At 66.3% G+C, this 17540-nt stretch carries 20 protein-coding genes; 10 read left to right on the top strand and 10 right to left on the bottom strand.

Annotation, left to right across the window (positions count from 1 at the left end; translation table 11 throughout):
- Window positions 1–3: 3 nt before the first annotated feature.
- Genes ASD87_RS05155 through ASD87_RS05120 form a run of 8 tightly spaced genes read right to left on the bottom strand, consistent with a single transcriptional unit; the run spans window position 4 to window position 6326 of the window.
- On the bottom strand, window positions 4–1005 hold the full coding sequence (locus tag ASD87_RS05155; RefSeq protein WP_056317999.1) for a metal ABC transporter solute-binding protein, Zn/Mn family: 1002 nt from the start codon (window positions 1003–1005) through the stop codon (window positions 4–6).
- On the bottom strand, window positions 1002–1907 hold the full coding sequence (locus ASD87_RS05150; RefSeq protein WP_056317996.1) for a metal ABC transporter permease: 906 nt from the start codon (window positions 1905–1907) through the stop codon (window positions 1002–1004). Before ASD87_RS05150 ends, ASD87_RS05155 begins: the two co-directional genes overlap by 4 nt.
- Window positions 1904–2674 (bottom strand): metal ABC transporter ATP-binding protein, encoded by a 771-nt coding sequence (locus tag ASD87_RS05145; protein WP_200952134.1) that lies wholly within the window; start codon window positions 2672–2674, stop codon window positions 1904–1906. The genes ASD87_RS05150 and ASD87_RS05145 overlap by 4 nt, the downstream gene beginning before the upstream one ends.
- Window positions 2671–3624 (bottom strand): metal ABC transporter solute-binding protein, Zn/Mn family, encoded by a 954-nt coding sequence (locus ASD87_RS05140; RefSeq protein ID WP_056317995.1) that lies wholly within the window; start codon window positions 3622–3624, stop codon window positions 2671–2673. The genes ASD87_RS05145 and ASD87_RS05140 overlap by 4 nt, the downstream gene beginning before the upstream one ends.
- A 43-nt stretch (window positions 3625–3667) precedes the next feature.
- Window positions 3668–4276, bottom strand: coding sequence for a DUF6162 family protein (locus ASD87_RS05135; protein ID WP_082586194.1), 609 nt, complete (start codon window positions 4274–4276; stop codon window positions 3668–3670).
- Between the two features lie 18 nt (window positions 4277–4294).
- Window positions 4295–4621 (bottom strand): hypothetical protein, encoded by a 327-nt coding sequence (locus ASD87_RS05130; RefSeq protein WP_056317990.1) that lies wholly within the window; start codon window positions 4619–4621, stop codon window positions 4295–4297.
- On the bottom strand, window positions 4618–5154 hold the full coding sequence (locus ASD87_RS05125; protein WP_056317987.1) for a hypothetical protein: 537 nt from the start codon (window positions 5152–5154) through the stop codon (window positions 4618–4620). The genes ASD87_RS05130 and ASD87_RS05125 overlap by 4 nt, the downstream gene beginning before the upstream one ends.
- Entirely contained in the window at window positions 5151–6326 is a 1176-nt protein-coding gene (locus ASD87_RS05120; protein ID WP_056317985.1) for a PepSY domain-containing protein, read from the bottom strand. The genes ASD87_RS05125 and ASD87_RS05120 overlap by 4 nt, the downstream gene beginning before the upstream one ends.
- A gap of 209 nt (window positions 6327–6535) precedes the next feature.
- On the opposite strand from ASD87_RS05120, the gene ASD87_RS05115 reads away from it, so the two are divergent.
- The 5 genes from ASD87_RS05115 to ASD87_RS05095 all read left to right on the top strand — a co-directional run bounded on the left by ASD87_RS05115 (window position 6536) and on the right by ASD87_RS05095 (window position 11615).
- On the top strand, window positions 6536–6997 hold the full coding sequence (locus tag ASD87_RS05115; RefSeq protein WP_056317984.1) for a DUF2946 family protein: 462 nt from the start codon (window positions 6536–6538) through the stop codon (window positions 6995–6997).
- 73 nt (window positions 6998–7070) lie between these two features.
- The gene (locus tag ASD87_RS05110; RefSeq protein WP_056317981.1) at window positions 7071–8519 is read left to right on the top strand and encodes a PepSY domain-containing protein; all 1449 of its coding nucleotides are present in this window, start codon (window positions 7071–7073) and stop codon (window positions 8517–8519) included.
- 88 nt (window positions 8520–8607) lie between these two features.
- The gene (locus ASD87_RS05105; protein WP_056317980.1) at window positions 8608–9078 is read left to right on the top strand and encodes a DUF2946 family protein; all 471 of its coding nucleotides are present in this window, start codon (window positions 8608–8610) and stop codon (window positions 9076–9078) included.
- 204 nt (window positions 9079–9282) lie between these two features.
- Window positions 9283–11343 carry a TonB-dependent copper receptor gene (locus ASD87_RS05100; RefSeq protein WP_056317976.1) on the top strand — a complete coding sequence of 687 codons (2061 nt, stop codon included), beginning with the start codon at window positions 9283–9285 and terminating at the stop codon, window positions 11341–11343.
- Between the two features lie 74 nt (window positions 11344–11417).
- Window positions 11418–11615, top strand: a complete 198-nt coding sequence (locus tag ASD87_RS05095; protein ID WP_056317974.1) for a hypothetical protein — start codon at window positions 11418–11420, stop codon at window positions 11613–11615.
- Between the two features lie 38 nt (window positions 11616–11653).
- Here the strand turns inward: ASD87_RS05095 and ASD87_RS05090 are convergent, their stop codons facing one another.
- Complete coding sequence (locus tag ASD87_RS05090) at window positions 11654–11908, bottom strand: hypothetical protein (RefSeq protein WP_056317972.1); 255 nt, start codon at window positions 11906–11908, stop codon at window positions 11654–11656.
- A gap of 48 nt (window positions 11909–11956) precedes the next feature.
- A complete protein-coding gene (gene ppk2, locus ASD87_RS05085; protein ID WP_056317970.1) occupies window positions 11957–12778 on the bottom strand; it encodes a polyphosphate kinase 2 in 822 nt (273 codons plus the stop codon).
- A gap of 233 nt (window positions 12779–13011) precedes the next feature.
- On the opposite strand from ppk2, the gene ASD87_RS05080 reads away from it, so the two are divergent.
- From ASD87_RS05080 to ligD, 5 genes are read left to right on the top strand one after another with little or no spacing between them, the layout of a single operon-like run.
- Entirely contained in the window at window positions 13012–13248 is a 237-nt protein-coding gene (locus tag ASD87_RS05080; RefSeq protein ID WP_156403379.1) for a hypothetical protein, read from the top strand.
- A gap of 18 nt (window positions 13249–13266) precedes the next feature.
- Entirely contained in the window at window positions 13267–13659 is a 393-nt protein-coding gene (locus ASD87_RS05075) for a PRC-barrel domain-containing protein (RefSeq protein ID WP_056317965.1), read from the top strand.
- Between the two features lie 57 nt (window positions 13660–13716).
- Window positions 13717–13992, top strand: a complete 276-nt coding sequence (locus ASD87_RS05070; protein WP_056317962.1) for a hypothetical protein — start codon at window positions 13717–13719, stop codon at window positions 13990–13992.
- A gap of 21 nt (window positions 13993–14013) precedes the next feature.
- Window positions 14014–14994, top strand: coding sequence for a Ku protein (locus ASD87_RS05065; protein ID WP_056317959.1), 981 nt, complete (start codon window positions 14014–14016; stop codon window positions 14992–14994).
- A gap of 2 nt (window positions 14995–14996) precedes the next feature.
- The gene (ligD, locus tag ASD87_RS05060; protein ID WP_056317956.1) at window positions 14997–17519 is read left to right on the top strand and encodes a DNA ligase D; all 2523 of its coding nucleotides are present in this window, start codon (window positions 14997–14999) and stop codon (window positions 17517–17519) included.
- Window positions 17520–17540: the final 21 nt, after the last annotated feature.

The following is a 17540-nucleotide window of genomic DNA, read 5'->3' as shown; positions in this document are numbered from 1 at the left end:
GATTTACTTGGCCGCCGTGGCAGCGGCGGGCGCCAGCGCTTGCAGCAGGCGCTGCGCGTTGCCCTGCAGGTCCGCGACCGGGTCGGCGCCATCCGTGGCCAGCACGACGGCCTTGGCGCCGCCAGCTTCAATGGCCTGCGAAAGGGCTGGGGTCGGCTCGCGGTGCAACAGCGCGGCGGCCACGCCGTTGTCCTTCAGCGTGGCGGTCAGCGCAGCCAGCGCCTCGGGCGTCCAGTCCTTGTCGTCGCGTGCCATCGTGTCGACCAGATCCAGATTGAATTCCGCAATCAGGTAGGGCAGGCGTTCGGACAGGCTGACGACCGCGACGTTCTCGGCCTGCGCCAGCCCCGCCTGGCTTTTCGCATTCAGTTCGACCAGCGTGCGCTTGATGTACGCCAGGTTTTCGCCGATGCGCTTTTCGTCGGACGGGGACAGGCGGCCCAGGTCGGCGGCCACGATGTCGGCCATGCGGCCCAGGTTGACGATGCTGAGCCACGGATAGGCGGCAAATTGGCCGCCAGCCCGCGTGTCGCTTTGCAGCGCGATGCCGTTCAGCGCGCCGTCGAGCGGACGCGCCGCGTCGATCTCGACGATGCGGATGTTGGTGCGGCGTGCGTTGGCAAAGAGCGGATCGTCTGGCCAGATGGAACGCAGGCCCACGGCCGCGTCGGCGGAGGCGGCGGCCTTTTGCAGCGCCGCGCCGCCGCGGCCGCTGAAGTAGGACGTCAGCCGCGTGGCCGGCAGGTTGGCGGGCGCCGCACGTTCGACGCGGATGCTGCTGTCCTTGGCCAGACTGTCGGTCAGGGCGAATACGACCGGGTGGGCGGCCAGCACGGTGACTGCTGCAGGCGCGGTGCTGGCGGTTTCGGGTTGCGCGGCGCGGACTGCGCGGCCGGACTTGGCGGCTTCCTGGGCATGTGCCGTGACGGCGGCGCCCAGGGCGGATGCCATCGCCACCGCCAGGGCGGCGCGGCGCAAGGTGACATAACCTGACTTCAGACTCATGCTGCATTTCCTTTCAGACCGGGGACCAGGCTGCGCGCCAGGGCCGCGATCGCAAACAAGATTCCCGCGACCAGAATGATGGCCGCGCCGGAAGGCACCGGCAGTTCCAATTCGATGGGCAACATGATGCCGGCGAGCGTGGCGAACATTGCAAACAGCACCGACATCGTGAAAAACCCCTTGAGCGATTGCGCCAGCATCCGCGCCGCGGCGGCCGGAATCACCAGCAGCGCGCCGACCAGGATGGCGCCGATCACCTTGACCGAAGCCACGGTGACCAGCGTCACCAGGATCACGAACAGGTAGTCCATCGCCTTGACGGGTACTCCGCGGACGGCGGCAAGCTGCGGATTGAAGCTGGCCAGCATCAGCCGGTTGTAGTTGGGCAGCGCCAGCGCCAACGCCAGCACCGCCACGCACGTCAGCACCGACAGGTCGTTGCTGTTGACGGTGAGCACCGAGCCGAACAGCACGTTCTCCAGGATGTGGATGTTGATGCGCCCGGCCAGCACCAGCAGCAGGCTTGCACCCAGCGCCAGCGACACCGACAGGAACACGCCGATCAAGGTGTCCGGCGTGAGACGCGTGCGGTTGCTCAGGAAATTGAGCAGGATGCCGAAGATGAGGCAATAGCTGAACAGGCTGCCATACGGGCCGGTGTAGGGCTCGCCCAGCAGAATGCCGATCGCCACGCCGGTCAGCGCGGCATGGCCCACCGCTTCCGAGAAGAACGCAAAGCGCTTGACCACGACCAGCGTGCCCAGGCCGCCCAATACCGGCCCGATGATCAGGCCGGCGAGCAGGGCGTTGATGACGAAGCCATAGGCCAGCGAATCGGGCAGCGCGCCGGATTCCGCCGCGCGCTGGATGAGTTGGCGCAGGTGATCGAAAAAGGCGTTCATGCGGCGCGCTCCTGCGGCTGGCCGCCCACGCGCGGGCGGGTCGAAAAGAGCGTCAGCAGCCGGTCGGGCGTCAGCACTTGCTTAGGAGGACCGTCGCAAAGCACCTGGCGGTTCAGCCCAGTGACGCGGTCGGCCAGGCGGCCGACGGCCTCCAGGTCATGCTCGATCCAAAGCACGGTCACGCGCTGCGCGCGCCAGCTGTCCAGCAATTGTTCGAACACGCGCACGCCGGCTTCGTCCAGCGCCGACATGGGCTCGTCCAGCACCACCATCGATGGGCTGGGCACCAGGCCCTGGGCCAGCAGCACGCGCTGGCGCTCGCCACCCGACAGCGCGCCCATTCGGCGGTTGCGCTTGTCCTGCATGCCCACGCGTTCCAGCGCGGCGGAAATCTCTGCCGACTTTGCGCGCGACAAGCCCAGGAATGCCGGCTTGCGCTGGCACATCGCGGCCATGAAATCGTTGACGGTCATGGGCAGGCCGCGATCGAACTCCAACGCCTGCGGGATGTAGCCGATGACGCCCGGCCGATCGCCGGGCCACGTCACGCTGAGCTTGCCGCGATGCGGCATCTGGCCCAGCAGCGTCTTGACCAGGGAACTCTTGCCGCCGCCGTTGGGGCCCACCAGCGCGTGCACGCTGCCCGCCGTCACGCTGAAGGCGACATCGCTGAGGATCTCGGTGCGGCCCAGCGTCAACGAGATCTGCTCGAAGGTCAGCGTGGGGCCGGGCGCGCCAGCCGGGTGCGGGCTCACCGGGCCGGTCACGCGCCGGCCTCTTCAATGGCGCGCACGACGGTAGCCAGGTTTTGCGTCATTTCCTTCTCGAACTGCTCGGCGCTGTATTCGCCGTACGAGATGTGCGACAGCGCGTACAGCTTCACGCCGGTTTCACGCTGGATCGTTTCGACGTACGAGGACGGGAAGTTCAGTTCCGAAAAGATCACCTTGACGTCGGCCGCGCGCAATTGTTCGATGGTGCCCTTGAGCTGGGCCGGGCTGGGCTCGATGCCGTGCGCCGGCTCCACGACGGCCGTGACTTCCAGGCCGAATTCGCGCAGCAGGTAGTCGTACGCGCCGTGGATGGTGGCCACGCGCAGGTCGGCGTTGGGCGCGGAAGCCAACTTGCCCAACGCATCGGCGCGCAGCTTGCGCAGGCGCTGGCCATAGGCGCGCGCGTTGGCGGTGTACGCCTGCGCGTTCGCGGGATCGATACGGCCCAGTTCGCGGGCGATGGTGTTGATCTGCGCGATCGAGGCGGTGATCGACAGGAAGGTGTGCGGATTGACGACCTTGCCCGAATCGCCGCCCCCGCGCGCGGCCATGCCTACCGCGGCCAGCAGCGGCACCTGTGCGTTTGCCTCGATCACCGGGATCTTGGGCTTTTCGCTGGCGGCGATCATGCGGTCCGCGAAGTCATCGTGGCCGATTCCGTTGAGCACGACCACGTCCAACGTCCCGATGCGCTTGATGTCCTCGGCGCGAGGCTCGTAGGCATGCGGATTGAAGCCCACCGGAATCAGCGGCACGACCTCGGCCTTGTCTCCCACGATGTTGGCGACGTAGCTGTAATAGGGATGCAGCGTCACGCCGATCTTCAAACGCTTGGCGTCTTCGGCGTGAGCGGGCGCGGTGAACGCGCCGGCCAGCAGCGCCAGCGCGGCGAGCGGCGCGGCGCAGCGGCGCAGGATCTGGGAGAAAAACGAAAAGGCAGACATAAATCCGTAGGCTCGTGTCGGAAGGCGAAGGGGGAGGGCCCGGTCAGGGCTTGTTCTGGCGGGTGACGCCGGCATCGAACTGGGCGGCGACCTGCAGCCAGCCCGCCGCAGCCAACGCGGCATCGTCGGCGCTTTCCGGGACGCGGGTTGCCGCATTCCGGGCCAGCCAGACATCGGCCTGGGCGGGCGCACTGCCGTCATGGCCATGGCCGTCCTTGGCGTGGCCGCCTTCGGCGCGCATCAGGAACGATCCGGCCAGCTTGGCATCCGCCGTCTGCCCCACATACAGTGCTTTGCCCGCCTGACGCTCCAAGCGCCACACGTGGCCGCCGCGCACGGCGGTGCTGTTGTCGGTGACGAAAGGCGGCAGTCCCTGCGCGGCCAGATCGGCGACCGAGGGCAGCGGCTCGCCGGCTTGCAGGGCAAATCCGATTTCCTCGTAGGCGACGCGCAGGTCGGCGTAGATGCCCTGTTCGGCGGGCGTCAGGTCGCGTCGTGCGTCGATCTGGGTGGCGGCGAGCGGCGCGCTTTCGGGCGGCGCTTCGCGCAGTCCGATGTACCCGGCGGCGGCCGCGACGATGACCACGCAGGCGCCCAGCACCGCTAGGGTTTCGTGGCCGGCGCCCGCGGGGCGGATGACTTGTGTGTGCATGCTGCGGTTGGCCGGGGCTTACTGGATGTCGACGTGGTCGATCTCGACCACGTGGCCGGGACCCGCGTCAAACAGGACGTAGAACTCGCCGTTCGGCCGCTTGAACGACATCTTGGAATCCGCGTCCAGCTTGCCCGGCACGAGGATCTGTTCGTCGTAGGAGATGACGTCCATGGTGACGCCGGCCGCGCCGCTGCCGTCGGAGAATCCGCCGGTGCACTGGATCTGTTCCTTGCCCTCGGCCTTGCATTCGGCCATCGGATTGTGTGCCAGGGCCGAAGCGCTGGCGGTCAACAGCGCGCCAAGCAGGGCGGCGCGAAAGCGGTTCGCAAAAACTGCGTTCATCGGGATGCTCCTTGTTTCTTCAGCCACTCGACGGTGGCGGGGGAGGCGGTGGCGATGGGCCACGCCGCCTGGTGCACCGAGCCGTCCCAGCCCTCCGCCGTGATCCAGAGATCGGCGTCCGGGGTGGTGCGCGGAGGAATCGGCACGGTGGCAAAGGCCCGGTGCGGGCTGCCAAAGAAGATCGAGCCCGCAGCGCGCAGGCTGCGCGGCTTGCCCACGCGCACGTAGACCGCACGGATCTGGTCCTTGCAGCCTTCGCATTGGGCCATGGTGAAGGTCTTGACCATGCCGGCCGGATCAGACTTGGGCGGTTCGACCTGCCATTCGGCAAGCTGCAGCTTCCATGGGCCGACCTGCAGGTCGCCGGCGGGGCGCTGGCCCAGGCCCATCGACCCGCGCGACAGCGCCAGGTCATCGAAGTACTTCGGGACGTAGAGGATCGGCAGGATGAGCAGCAGCGCGCTCAGGTGAAAGCGCCAGCGGCGCCAGAGGCTGGGCTTGGGCGCGGCGGCGAGGGTGGCGGTCTTGCTCATTCGGTCACCTCACGGGCGTCGGTGCGGGCTGCGCGGGCAGGGCGCAGCGCCTTGGCGGTGGCTTGCGCGGTGCGCTTGGTCCAAATCAGCAGGCCGCTCAGCGACATCATCGTCAGCAGCAGGCCAAACAGGAACCACACCAGCTTCAGCCAGAATCCGCCGAAGTCGCCGGTGTGCAGCGGCCGCATGGATTCGGTGAAAAATTCCAGGCCGCTGCGATCGGACAGGCGGCGCACTTCCTCGACGGCGCCGTTGTACGGATTGATCTTGGCGTATTGGTACATCAGCGGATAGGCGCCGCGGCCCGAGATGGTGATCGGGTCATAGGCATTGCCGGGGAAAAACACCTGCTGCGTCTCCAGGCCGGGCAGCTCGCGCTCGGCAATGCCGACGATCTGGTCGAGCGGCAGGCGTTTGACGGTGTCGCCGGGCGCGACGGTCGGCACCTGGTCGCGCGCCACGACGGCGGGGACGCCCTGCGTTGAAATCGTGGTGGCCGTATCGAACAGCACGGCCTGCACCAGGAACCAGATCGCGCTGACCGAGATCAGCAGGATGAACCAGACGGACCATAACCCCGACAGGCGGTGGAAGTCGCCCCAGAAAATCCGGGCGCCCTGGCCGACGCGCAGGCGCGGCTTCTGGAAATAGGCGCGCCAGAACCGTTTGTAGACGACGAGACCCGTGATGAGCGACAGCAGCATCGGCACGGACAACAGCGACACCAGGTACCAGCCCCAGCTATAGCCATTCGTGAACGGAATCAACAGCCAGCCGTGCAACGCGCGCATGAACTGGCGCAGGTCAAAGTTCAGGGCAGGGCCTTGAACATCGCCGGTATAGGGATTGACGTAAATGGAGGTGAATCGCGCGCCGGGATATCCGACCGAGGCCGTCAGGGCGAATTGGGATTCCTCGGGCCAGGACAGCCGCTGCACGGAAGCGTCGGGCTCTTGCTTGGCGATGGCGTCCATCAAATCCTGGTAGCCCATGCGCGGGGTATCGGCATCGGGCGCCTGGGCGCGAACGGCGGGATTGATGAGCCAGACGATTTCCTGGCTGATGACGGCGATGGTTCCGGTCGCACAGATGAAGAAAAGGAAAATCCAGATCGGCAAGGCCAGCCAACTGTGGACGAGAAACCATAATTTGGAGCGCGATGGCTTGGCCATTCGAGAACTGTCCGAAGAACGTGAGAAGTGGATCTGGTCCCATTTAAGGGAGGTGTCAGGCGGAATTCTAGCAATAATCGTTCTCAATTGTCTTAGCGACTGGCTTTGGATCCGTCCTGCACCCTCAGCCGCTCTCGCGGCGTAATGACGCCACCGGTGTTTAAAATGCCCCCTTGACACCGAAACCGGCCGCCGTCCGGAACCCCCGCATGCACGCCTTTCCGTCCTCGCCGTCCTTGCGTCCAGCCGCTGCAGCCGCCCTTGCGCGGCTGTTGCTACTGGTGTTGCTGGCCGCGCGGGCGGTGGTGCCCACCGGCTACATGCCGGATGTGCAGGCGCTCAAGCAGGGCCGTTTCGCGCTGGGCTTCTGCGCGGCGGGGGGCGGCGTTTTTCCCGGCATGCCGGGTTTGGCCGACCCGCACGCGCATGCCGGCGACTCGCATGGCCATCACGGGCACCCGGATTCCTCCGGGCACGTCGGCGCCGGTCAGGAATGTCCGTTTGGGCTGAGCGCGCACCCGGCACTGCTGTCGCCGCCAGCCTTGGCGCTGATCCCCATGCTGCTTGGCTGGCGGGTGCAGCCAGCGCCGCAAGCCGACAGTCCGCGGCCCCCCATGCCGGCCGCCGGCCCGTCGCTGGGCCAGCGCGCGCCGCCTCGAATCACCGGATGACATTTCCCGCCGTGCGCCTTGCGCGCACGCTGGCCGCCCCTTGCGGGCGGCGTCCGTTGTTGTCGAGACCCTTATGACCACTGATACTCTGGTTAGCCCCGCCGCGTCCGCGCGGGCGCGGGCCGCGAGCGGCAGCGCGTTTCTCGCGCTGCTCACCCGGCTGCATTTCTATATAGGCCTGTTCGTCGGCCCCTTCATTCTGGTGGCGGCAGTGACCGGCACCCTGTTCGTCCTGACGCCGCAACTGGAAAGCGTCATCTATGCCGACCAATTGCGTACGGACTCCACCGGCACCGCGCAGCCCTTGGCCGCGCAGGTCGAGGCAGCACGGGCGCGAATCGGCCCGGGTCCGCGCCTCTTTGCCGTCCGGCCCGCACCCGGACCGGGTGAGACCACGCGCGTCATGTTCACGCAGCCCGGCATGGGCGACTCCGAATCCCGTGCGCTGTTCGTCGATCCCATCACCCTGGCCATCAAGGGCGACATGGTCGTCTACGGGACCAGCGGCACGCTGCCTTTCCGGACCAAACTGGACTACCTGCACCGCAATCTGATGCTGGGCGACCTGGGCCGCAACTACAGCGAGCTGGCGGCGTCGTGGTTGTGGGTGGCCACGCTTGGGGGCCTTGTGCTGTGGTTTGCACGCCGGAGCCGCGACAAGGCGGCGGCAGCGCGCAGTCCGCGCCTGCGCGCGCGGCGCTGGCACGGGCTGTTGGGGCTGTGGATCGGGATCGGCCTGGTGTTCTTCTCGGCCACGGGGCTGACCTGGTCGAACTGGGCGGGCGCGCGCGTGGACCAACTGCGGGCCCAATTGGGATGGATTACTCCGGCGGTGTCGCTGAAACTGCCGGCCGCCGGATCGCCGGCCGCCGGAATGCCGGCCACCGGATCGCCGGCCGCCGGTTCGCCTGCCGTGCCCGAGGGCGGCGAGCACGCCCATCATCATGGCGGCCAGCATGACCACGCCGCCATGATGATGGCGCCGGACAACGTGGCCTCCGGCTTTGACCGGGTGCTGCAGGCGGCCCGGCAGGGCGGCATCGACAGCAGCCAGCTCGAAATCCGCCCGCCGCGCGGTGAAGGCCAGGCCTGGATGGTGCGCGAGGTGGACCGCTCCTGGCCCACGCAAGTCGACACCATTGCGGTGGATCCGTCGACCTACGCCATCACGAGCCGCGCGGACTTCGACACCTTTCCGCTCATCGCCAAGCTGATCCGGTGGGGCGTGGACATGCACATGGGGATCCTGTTCGGCTGGCCCAATCAGCTCTTGATGGCCGCCATGGGCATCGCGCTGACGGCGATGATCGTCCTGGGTTACCGGATGTGGTGGCTGCGCCGGCCGGCAGCCCCGGCAGGGCAGACGCTGACGCAGGCGTGGCGCGATCTGTCCTGGCCGGGTCGCATCGCGACGGCGGCTGTCGCGCTCGCGCTGGGCTGGTGCCTGCCGGTCATGGGCGTGAGCCTCGCCGTGTTCCTCGTGATCGACGTGTTGCGGTGGATAGTGGCCAAACGCGCTTGATGTGCGTCAACGGGCGGCGCAGATAGCGGGCGGCGGGCCGGATTCGGGGCCGGATCCGCGCTACCATCTGCGCCGTCAAGGGGATCCGATGTACCGATGCGCCGCTGCTGCAAGACGATGGGTTTCGCTGTTCGCAGCGGCCCTGTTCGTCTTTCAGGCGCTGATTGCCTCGGCGGCGCTCGCCGGATCCGGCGGCCCCGGCGGGGCAGGGGGATCCCCGGTCTTCGGCGCCACCACCATCATCTGCACGGCCAGCGGGCCGCGCGTGGTCACCATCGGCCAGGAAGGCGCCTTACCAGGCGCCATCCCAGGCGACACCCCAGGCGCGCACCAAGACGCCACCCCGGAAGCCGCGCAACATAGCGGCGCCATGCCGCACTGCTGCGTCGCGGGGTGCGCCATGCTGGGGGGCGCCTCGCTGCCGGCCTTGTGGCTGCTTGCGTGGCTGCTGCCCACCTTGGCCCAGCCTGACGCGCCGCCCGCTACCCACGATCCTCTCTTCTCCAGTGCGCTCGCGCGGCTGCCGCAGCAGCCGCGTGCGCCGCCATCCGCCGCCTGACGGCTTTCCTCCCTGCATTTCCGGCTTGCATCGCGCCGCCCACCGCTAGCGGGCGCGGCGCCGACCGCTGACGCCTGTCCGCCTGTCCGCTCGCGGCCTGGCCCCCGATCCGTGGGGTCAGGCGCCGGGGCGTGCCTGCGCGCGGCCTTGGCGCACAAGACGGCAAGCCACGACCTCCCCATTCCGCGTTGGACCCGATTCGATATGTGCAAGCAACAGCAATTTCTACGCATGACCTGCATGGCAGCCGCCATGGCCGCCACGTTCTCCGCCGGGGCACAATCCGCTTCCGACGGCGTGACCACGCTCGACCCCGTGGTCATCACGGGCGTTGCGCCCAGTGCGCCCCTGACATTCACGACCGATCCCAAGCTGCCGCGCCAACCGCTGCCGGCCAGCGACGGCACCGACTATCTCAAGACCATTCCGGGGTTTTCGGCCATCCGCAACGGCGGCACCAACGGCGATCCGGTGCTGCGCGGCATGTTCGGTTCGCGCCTGAACATCCTGACCAACGGCACCGCCATGCCCGGCGCCTGCCCTTCGCGCATGGACGCGCCCAGTTCCTACATTTCCCCCGAGAACTTCGACCAGCTCACCGTCATCAAGGGACCGCAGACCGTGCTGTGGGGGCCGGGCGCGTCAGCCGGCACCGTCCGCTTCGACCGGGATACGCCTGCGTTCACCGAGCCGGGCGTGCGCTTTGACGGCAGCCTGACGGGCGGCTCGTTCGGACGCAACGACCAGACGGCGGACCTGACCGCCGGCAACGAGAAGGTCTACACCCGATTCACCGCCAACCACTCGCATTCGCAGGACTACAAGGACGGCGACGGCAGCACCGTGCCGTCGCGCTGGGACAAATGGAACGCGGATGTGGCGCTGGGATTCACGCCGGACGCGGACACCCTCTATGAATTGACCGCCGGCACCGGCGATGGCGAGGCCCGCTACGCCGGCCGCGGCATGGACGGTTCGCAGTTCAAACGGGAAAGCTTTGGACTGCGGTTTGAAAAACGTAACCTCGGCGAAGTGCTGAACCAGGTGCAGGCGCAGCTCTATTACAACTACGCCGACCACGTCATGGACAACTACACCCTGCGCGCGCCCGACCCCTCAAGTTCCATGGCGATGCCCATGGCGTCGGACGTGGACCGGGCCACCTGGGGCGGGCGCTTCGCCAGCACCTGGACCCTGTCGCCGGACGTCAATCTGGAGGCCGGGGTGGACTTCCAGCAGAGCCGCCACCGCGCCCGCAGCGGCACGGGCACGGTGTCGTACCGCAGCCAACCGTGGGTCAAGGATGCAGATTTTTCCAACACGGGTGTTTTTGGCGAACTGACCTGGCGCGCCGCGCCGGACAGCCGCGTGATTGGCGGAGCCCGCGTGGATTGGGCGTCGGCCAAGGATTTCCGCCAAACCACGGGCGGCCAGATGATGCCCATGCCCAACCCGACGGCAGGCGAGCGCCGCGACGACACGCTGCCCAGCGGCTTTCTGCGCTATGAAAGGGATCTGGCGTCGCTGCCCGCCACGGTCTACATCGGCCTGGGCCACGTCGAGCGGTTTCCCGACTACTGGGAATTGTTCTCGCCTAAGCGCGGGCCCGCCGGTTCGGTCAACGCCTTCCAGGGCGTCAAGCCGGAAAAGACCACCCAGCTGGACTTCGGCGCGCAGTACAAGACCGAGACGCTCGATGCCTGGTTCTCCGGGTACGCGGGATACGTGGACGACTTCATACTTTTCAACTACACGTCCGGCGGGATGATGGGCGCCACCTCACAGGCGACCAACGTCGATGCCCGCATCTTCGGCGGGGAGTTCGGCGCCACGTACGCCGTGTCGCCGCGCTGGAAACTCGGTGCGACGCTGGCCTACGCCTGGGGCCAGAACCGCAGCGACGGCCGGCCGCTGCCGCAGATCCCCCCGCTGGAAGCCAAGCTCAGCGCCGCCTATGACGACGGCACCTGGTCGGCCGGCGCCTTGTGGCGCATCGTCGCGCCGCAAAAGCGCTACGCGCTTAATGAGGGCAACGTCGTCGGCAAGGACTTCGGCCCCAGCGCCGGGTTTGGCGTCTTCTCCGTCAACGCGGGGTATGTGGTCAACCGGCAGGTCCGGCTGTCCCTGGGCGTGGACAACCTGTTCGACAAGACCTACAGCGAACACCTGAACCTGGCCGGAAACGCAGGTTTCGGGTATCCAGCGGGGACAGCCGTGAACGAGCCCGGACGCAGCGTCTGGGCCCGCGTCAGTATCCGTTACTGACAACGGAAATGGGTTGGGCACGCTACTTGCTGAAAGGGGGGTGAGGGTTATTCCTTGTCTTATGGAGAAGCATCATGGAAGCTTTCAAGTACACGCCCACCCTGTCCACCCCCCAGCCGATGACCAACGGCGAACGCTGCGCACTGCGCACCCTGGCCGCCGCGCAGCAACTTTTGCACCCGGAACGTCCGCCCGCCGTCATGATGTCGACGGTCGAGGCCGAGCTGGCGAAATATGTAAAAGAGACTTACCGTCCGCGCACGGCGTGGTGAGCCGCGGGGGGCGGGGCGCCGCTGCCCTCGGGCGCCCGTCACTCGATCGGCGCCCGCATGACCAGCGCCGAAACGGTATGGTTTTTCCAGAACACCTGATGGATCCGGGGCAGCAAGGCTTGCAGCTCCGGTTCCGTCGCGCCTTTAAAGGTCACCAGCACTGCCGGCCGGTCGCCTTCGCTGGGGACGCGTTTGACGTGATCCGGCGTTGGAAACCCGTACTTCGTCAGGAAGGTGCGAATCTCGTCGTCGGTGGTGGTTTCCTCAACCTGATTGATGAGCAGCGCTGCCATGGCTGAACCTCCGGGGAAGGGGCGCTTCGCGCGTCAGGACGTGTCGCGTCAGAACTTTTCGGGCACGAACCGGAACGGATGCTCCGGCTGCTCGTATCCCTTGGCCTTTTGCCGCTTGGGTAGCGCAATCTTTTCCCTCGGGCCGACCTTGTAGGGAATGTGTTCCAGCAGATGGCTGATGATATTGAGCCGCGCCCGCTTTTTGTCATCGGATCCGCACACATACCAAGGCGAGATGGCCGTATCCGAGGCCTTGAACATGTCATCCCGCGCCCGTGAATAGTCGTACCAGCGGCTGTACGAATCCAGGTCCATCTTGGTCAGCTTCCAGGTCTTGCGCGGGTCATTGATGCGCGACTGCAACCGGCGCGTCTGTTCCGCCTCGCTCACTTCCAGCCAATACTTGAAGAGCAGGATGCCGGAGTCGATCATCACCCGCTCCACCAGCGGCACGGCCTTCAGAAAAGTGTCGACCTGCGCCTGAGAGCAGAACCCCATGACGCGTTCCACGCCCGCCCGGTTGTACCAACTGCGGTCGAAGATCACGACTTCGCCGGCGGCGGGCAGGTGGGGAAGATAACGCTGCATGTACATCTGGGACTTCTCGCGCTCGGTGGGCGCGGGCAAGGCCACGATGCGAAAAACGCGGGGGCTGACGCGCTCGGTCAGGGCCTTGATCGTGCCGCCTTTGCCTGCGCCGTCACGGCCTTCGAACACGATGCACACCTTGGCACCGGTCTCCTGCACCCATTGCTGCAGCTTGACCAGTTCGGCGTGCAATTGCGCCAATTCCTTTTCGTACTGCTTCTTGGACAATCCGGCCTCTTCGGCCGCCTCGGGGGTGTCCTTCTGCTTTTTTTTGCCGGCCATCGTCGCACTCCGAAAAGTTCAGCCACGAATCAAGGCGCATCGCGGCGCCGCCCGTGAAGTGAATATATTGCCGATTCGATGCCATTTGGGAACGCGTTACCAATGGTTTTATGGTGCCACAACGCAGCCCGTCATGGGAGGCATGCGAAATCAGGCGCAGCCCGGGCACGGCATTTGCTGTTTGCATCCTTGGCCACGCTTCGCTGGCCGCCGCACATTCCAAGGTGACGAAAATGGAACCAAGACATTCCGTTGGGCAGGCATCTTCCCAGGACAACGCCGTGGAAGCGACGTCGACGCCGGACGATCTGCCCGTCAAGCCTTCTGACGGCAAGCCCGGCGGCCAGCCGGTCAAGCCTTCCGACGCTAGCGAGAACGCGCAGGGCAACGAAATCCGCAATGAGGACATGGAGCCGTCGGATGCGTCCGAATCCAATCCCGACCCCGCCGGCTCGCAGCGCTCGTCCTGACCCCGAGGAGAATCGATCATGACCATAAAGACCACTGTGTTGGGTTTGGCCGTCCTCCTGGGCGCCGCGGGCGGCGCTTGCGTGGCGCAGGCGCAGGGCGCGCCGCAGTCCGTGACCGAAGTCCGGGTCGATGTCGCCAAGGTTGACGCCGGCTACCGCGCCTCGAAGATGATCGGGGCGACGGTCTACAACGGCAAGAAAGAAAAGCTCGGCACCGTGGATGATCTGATCCTGGGACCGCCCGACTGGGCGCCTTATGCGGTGTTGTCGGTGGGTGGCCTGCTGGGCGTGGGCAACCACCTGGTGACGGTGCCGCTGTCTCAGATGCAGGTCGCGGGCGATCAGTTCCAGTTGCCGGCGGCGACCAAAGATACGCTCAAGGCGCTGCCCGAATTCAAGTACGCGAAGTAGACGGCGCGGGGCATGCCGCCCCGCACCGCATGACCATCCCTGCCACGAGGAGGCTCCATGCAGATTGAACCCGTCCCCGACACCCGCCCCGCGCCACGCTCGCGGTCACTGGTCGCGCAGCTCAAGGATATCGATGCCCGCCGGCCGGATTTTCCGGGCGAGCATCTGATCGTGCTGGGCGTGGGCGTTCTGCTCATGCTGTCGGGCATGCGCAGCCGCACCATCCTGCGGCGCACGCTGATCACGGCAGCCGGCACCGCCCTGATCGGTCGCGCGGCAAGCGGAACCGGGGGCGTTGCCCGCGTCGCCCGGATCGTCAAGCGCTTGGGCTGATCGCGGCGCAGGAGAATCATCATGGCAGCAAGAACCATATGGAAAGGGGCCATTTCCTTCGGTCTGGTTCACATCCCCGTGGGCCTGCACACGGCCACCAGCGAGTCGGGCGTGGATTTCGACTGGCTGGACAAGCGCTCGATGGACCCCGTGGGCTACAAACGCATCAACAAGCGGACCGGCAAGGAAATCGACAAAGACAACATCGTGAAGGGAGTGGAGTACGAGGACGGCAAGTACGTCATCGTGTCGCCCGACGAAATCGCCGATGCGTATCCCCGGACCACGCAGACCATCGAGATCCAGCAGTTCGTGGACGCCACGGACGTATCCTTCGTCTATCTTGAGCGGCCGTATTACGTTGCGCCCATCAACAAGGGGCACAAGGTGTATGCCTTGCTGCGCGACACCCTGGCCAAGACCGGCAAGATCGGTATTGCCAAGGTGGTGATCCAGACCAAACAGCACCTGGCCGCGCTGATCCCGTCGGGCGATGCGCTGGTGCTGAACCTGATGCGTTGGGGCGATGAGGTCAAGTCGGTAGAAGGGTTGGATCTTCCCAAGGCTGGCGCCAAGAACATGACGCCCAGCGCCAGCGAGTTGAAGATGGCCAAGATGCTGGTGGAGGACATGTCCGGCCAATGGGATCCCGAACAGTACCAGGACGAATTCAAGGCCGCGGTGATGGAGTTGGTGGAGAAGAAGGCGCGCGCCGGCAAGACGGAGACGGTCATCGAGCCGCAGGAAGAGTCGCCCACCTACGCCGATAACGTCATCGACCTGACGGAGCTGCTGCAACGCAGCCTGAAGGGCGGCAAGGGCGCGCCCAAGGCCGCGTCATCGGCGGGCAAGGCCGGCAATGGCACCGCAAGAAAGGCGGCCAAATCCGCGGCCAAAAAGACGGCGGCAAAGAAGGCAACGGCCAAAACCACGGGCAGCGCCAGCAAGGCGTCCGGTAAGACAGCTGCCAAGACCGCGAGCAAAGCGCGCAAGGCGGCTTGATCATGGCCGATTCGCTTAAGAAGTACCGCGAAAAGCGCAACTTTCAAGTTACCTCGGAACCGGCTGGCGGCGGCGAGGCGAATGAGGACGCGCGCGCCTTCGTCATCCAGAAGCACTGGGCGAGCCGGCTGCACTACGACTTCCGTCTGGAACTGGACGGCGCCATGAAGAGCTGGGCGGTGCCCAAGGGGCCTTGCTACGACCCGGCCGTCAAGCGCATGGCGGTTCAGGTCGAGGACCATCCCATTGCCTACAACCAGTTCGAGGGGCAGATTCCCGAAGGCCAGTACGGCGCGGGCAAGGTCATCATCTGGGACGAAGGCAAGTGGATGCCCGTGGGCGACCCGCGCAAGGGCTATCGGGACGGTCATCTGAAGTTCGACCTGCAGGGCGTCAAGATGCAGGGCAGGTGGGCGTTGATCCGCTTGAAGGGCAAGGAAAGCGACAAGCAGCCGCCCTGGTTGCTCATCAAGGATCGCGACGCGTTCGCCCGGCCGGAGCGGGAGTTCAGCGTGGTGGACGAAATGCCCGACAGCGTGGTCCCGCTGCGCGCGGCCAAAGCGCCATCCCCAGATCGGTCCGAAGACCAACCTGAACCTTCGGCCGACGGCCAACGCGCCTTGCCCGGCGTGGCCGCCGATTTGCCGGCGCATCTGAAACCCCAGCTTGCCACGCTGGTGGACGGCGTGCCCCACCACGCCCCGGACTGGCTGTATGAAATGAAATTCGACGGCTACCGGCTGGTGGTGCGGATCGAAGGCGACGACGTGCGCCTTTTTACCCGCAACGGCCACGACTGGAGCGCCAAGCTGCCTCATCTGGTCGAAGCGTTTCGCGCGTTGCCTGCCAAGTGGGCCTGGGTGGACGGCGAAATCGTGATGCTCGACCGCGAGGGCATTCCGAGTTTCCAGGCGCTGCAGAACGCCTTCGACGGCGAGCGCACGCAAGATATCGTCTTCTATGCCTTTGATCTTCCTTTCATCGGGCAACGGGATCTGCGCCAGGAACCCCTGACGGTGCGCCGGGCTCTGCTGCAGCAACTGATGGACACCACCGAAGACGACCATCTGCGATTCAGCGAGGCCCTGGAGGCCGCGCCGTCGGATCTGGTGGCGACTGCCTGCAAGATGGGGCTGGAAGGCATCATGGCCAAGCGCCTGTCCTCCCCCTATGTGTCGCGCCGCACAAATACCTGGGTCAAGGTCAAATGCGCCCGGCGCCAGGAATTTGCCATCGTCGGCTACACGGCGCCGAAGGGCAGCCGCGCGGGGTTGGGCGCGCTGCTGCTTGCCGTGACCGAGCAGGATGGCAGCCTGCGCTATGCCGGCAAGGTGGGCACGGGGTTCGATGACGCCAGCCTGGTGTCGCTGCAAAAGCGTCTGGCGTCCATCGAGACCGGCAAGAAGCCTGTCGCGAACGCGCCCGCCGCCGGTGGCGTACGCTGGGTCAAGCCCGAACTGATTGCAGAGGTGTCGTTTGGCGAGTGGACGGGGGGCGGACACATCCGTCATTCTGTCTTTAGAGGACTGCGGCAGGACAAGCCGGTGCGGGCCATTTCCAGGGAGAAGGCAGTGCCAGTCAAAGACATCGAGGGCGATGCGGGCGCGACCAAGCCGCCCAGCAAAGCCGCGCCCGCCACCAAGGCCAGCCGCGCGAAGGGCGGCAAGCTCACCAATCCGGATCGCGTCATCGATCCGTCCACCAAGCTCACCAAGCTGGACTTGGCACGCTATTACGCGTTGGTGGCGCCGCTGATGCTGGAGCACCTGAAGGGGCGCCCGGTGTCGTTTCTGCGCGCGCCGGCCGGCATCCAGGGCGAATTCTTCTTCCAGAAGCACCTGGAAGCCGCAATGCCGGGCGTGAAATCCCTGCCGGCCAAGCTCGACCCGGACCACCCGCCGCTGCTCGAAGTGCCCACGGCCGAGGCCATCCTGTCCGCGGTGCAGATGAACGTGGTCGAATTCCACACCTGGAACGCGGTCAAGACGTCCATCGGCAAGCCGGATCGGATGCTGTTCGATCTGGACCCGGGCGAGGGCGTGCAGTGGCCCGCGATGCAGCAGGCCGCGAACCTCGTGCGCGTGCTGCTGGAAGAAATCGGGCTGAAAGCGTGGCTCAAGACCAGCGGCGGCAAGGGCCTGCACGTGGTCGTGCCGCTGCGCAAACAGTACGACTGGGACACGGTGAAGCGCTTTTCCCAGGTGATCGTGCAGCATCTGGCGAGGACGCTGCCGCAACTGTTTGTGGCCAAGAGCGGGCCGAAGAACCGGGTCGGCAAGATTTTTGCGGACTACCTGCGCAATGGATTTGGCGCGACCACCGTATGCGCCTGGTCGGCGCGGGCGCGTCCCGGTCTGGGCGTGTCGGTGCCCGTCAAGTGGGAAGAGCTGGACAAGCTGACGGGCGGGGCGCACTGGACGATCCAGGATATCCACGCCCGGCTGGACGCGGGCAACACCCCATGGGACGATTACGCGCCGCAGTCCCTGGCGTCCGCCATGTCCGCCATGGAGTTCGAACCATGAGCAGGATCTCCCTTGTGCTGT

It is taken from the genome of Achromobacter sp. Root170 (genome assembly GCF_001428165.1).
GTDB lineage: Bacteria > Pseudomonadota > Gammaproteobacteria > Burkholderiales > Burkholderiaceae_B > Achromobacter > Achromobacter mucicolens.
The sequence above is the reverse complement of the archived record's forward strand: the minus strand, read 5'-3'. Positions and strand labels throughout refer to the sequence as shown.

Excerpts from the sequence above, each read along its gene's own strand:
- ASD87_RS05155 (WP_056317999.1), bottom strand. The coding sequence starts at position 1,005 with ATGAGTCTGAAGTCAGGTTATGTCACCTTGCGCCGCGCCGCCCTGGCG.
- ASD87_RS05150 (WP_056317996.1), bottom strand. The coding sequence starts at position 1,907 with ATGAACGCCTTTTTCGATCACCTGCGCCAACTCATCCAGCGCGCGGCG.
- ASD87_RS05140 (WP_056317995.1), bottom strand. The coding sequence starts at position 3,624 with ATGTCTGCCTTTTCGTTTTTCTCCCAGATCCTGCGCCGCTGCGCCGCG.
- ASD87_RS05135 (WP_082586194.1), bottom strand. The coding sequence starts at position 4,276 with ATGCACACACAAGTCATCCGCCCCGCGGGCGCCGGCCACGAAACCCTA.
- ASD87_RS05130 (WP_056317990.1), bottom strand. The coding sequence starts at position 4,621 with ATGAACGCAGTTTTTGCGAACCGCTTTCGCGCCGCCCTGCTTGGCGCG.
- ASD87_RS05125 (WP_056317987.1), bottom strand. The coding sequence starts at position 5,154 with ATGAGCAAGACCGCCACCCTCGCCGCCGCGCCCAAGCCCAGCCTCTGG.
- ASD87_RS05120 (WP_056317985.1), bottom strand. The coding sequence starts at position 6,326 with ATGGCCAAGCCATCGCGCTCCAAATTATGGTTTCTCGTCCACAGTTGG.
- ASD87_RS05115 (WP_056317984.1), top strand. The coding sequence starts at position 6,536 with ATGCACGCCTTTCCGTCCTCGCCGTCCTTGCGTCCAGCCGCTGCAGCC.
- ASD87_RS05110 (WP_056317981.1), top strand. The coding sequence starts at position 7,071 with ATGACCACTGATACTCTGGTTAGCCCCGCCGCGTCCGCGCGGGCGCGG.
- ASD87_RS05105 (WP_056317980.1), top strand. The coding sequence starts at position 8,608 with ATGTACCGATGCGCCGCTGCTGCAAGACGATGGGTTTCGCTGTTCGCA.
- ASD87_RS05100 (WP_056317976.1), top strand. The coding sequence starts at position 9,283 with ATGTGCAAGCAACAGCAATTTCTACGCATGACCTGCATGGCAGCCGCC.
- ASD87_RS05095 (WP_056317974.1), top strand. The coding sequence starts at position 11,418 with ATGGAAGCTTTCAAGTACACGCCCACCCTGTCCACCCCCCAGCCGATG.
- ASD87_RS05090 (WP_056317972.1), bottom strand. The coding sequence starts at position 11,908 with ATGGCAGCGCTGCTCATCAATCAGGTTGAGGAAACCACCACCGACGAC.
- ppk2 (WP_056317970.1), bottom strand. The coding sequence starts at position 12,778 with ATGGCCGGCAAAAAAAAGCAGAAGGACACCCCCGAGGCGGCCGAAGAG.
- ASD87_RS05080 (WP_156403379.1), top strand. The coding sequence starts at position 13,012 with ATGGAACCAAGACATTCCGTTGGGCAGGCATCTTCCCAGGACAACGCC.
- ASD87_RS05075 (WP_056317965.1), top strand. The coding sequence starts at position 13,267 with ATGACCATAAAGACCACTGTGTTGGGTTTGGCCGTCCTCCTGGGCGCC.
- ASD87_RS05070 (WP_056317962.1), top strand. The coding sequence starts at position 13,717 with ATGCAGATTGAACCCGTCCCCGACACCCGCCCCGCGCCACGCTCGCGG.
- ASD87_RS05065 (WP_056317959.1), top strand. The coding sequence starts at position 14,014 with ATGGCAGCAAGAACCATATGGAAAGGGGCCATTTCCTTCGGTCTGGTT.
- ligD (WP_056317956.1), top strand. The coding sequence starts at position 14,997 with ATGGCCGATTCGCTTAAGAAGTACCGCGAAAAGCGCAACTTTCAAGTT.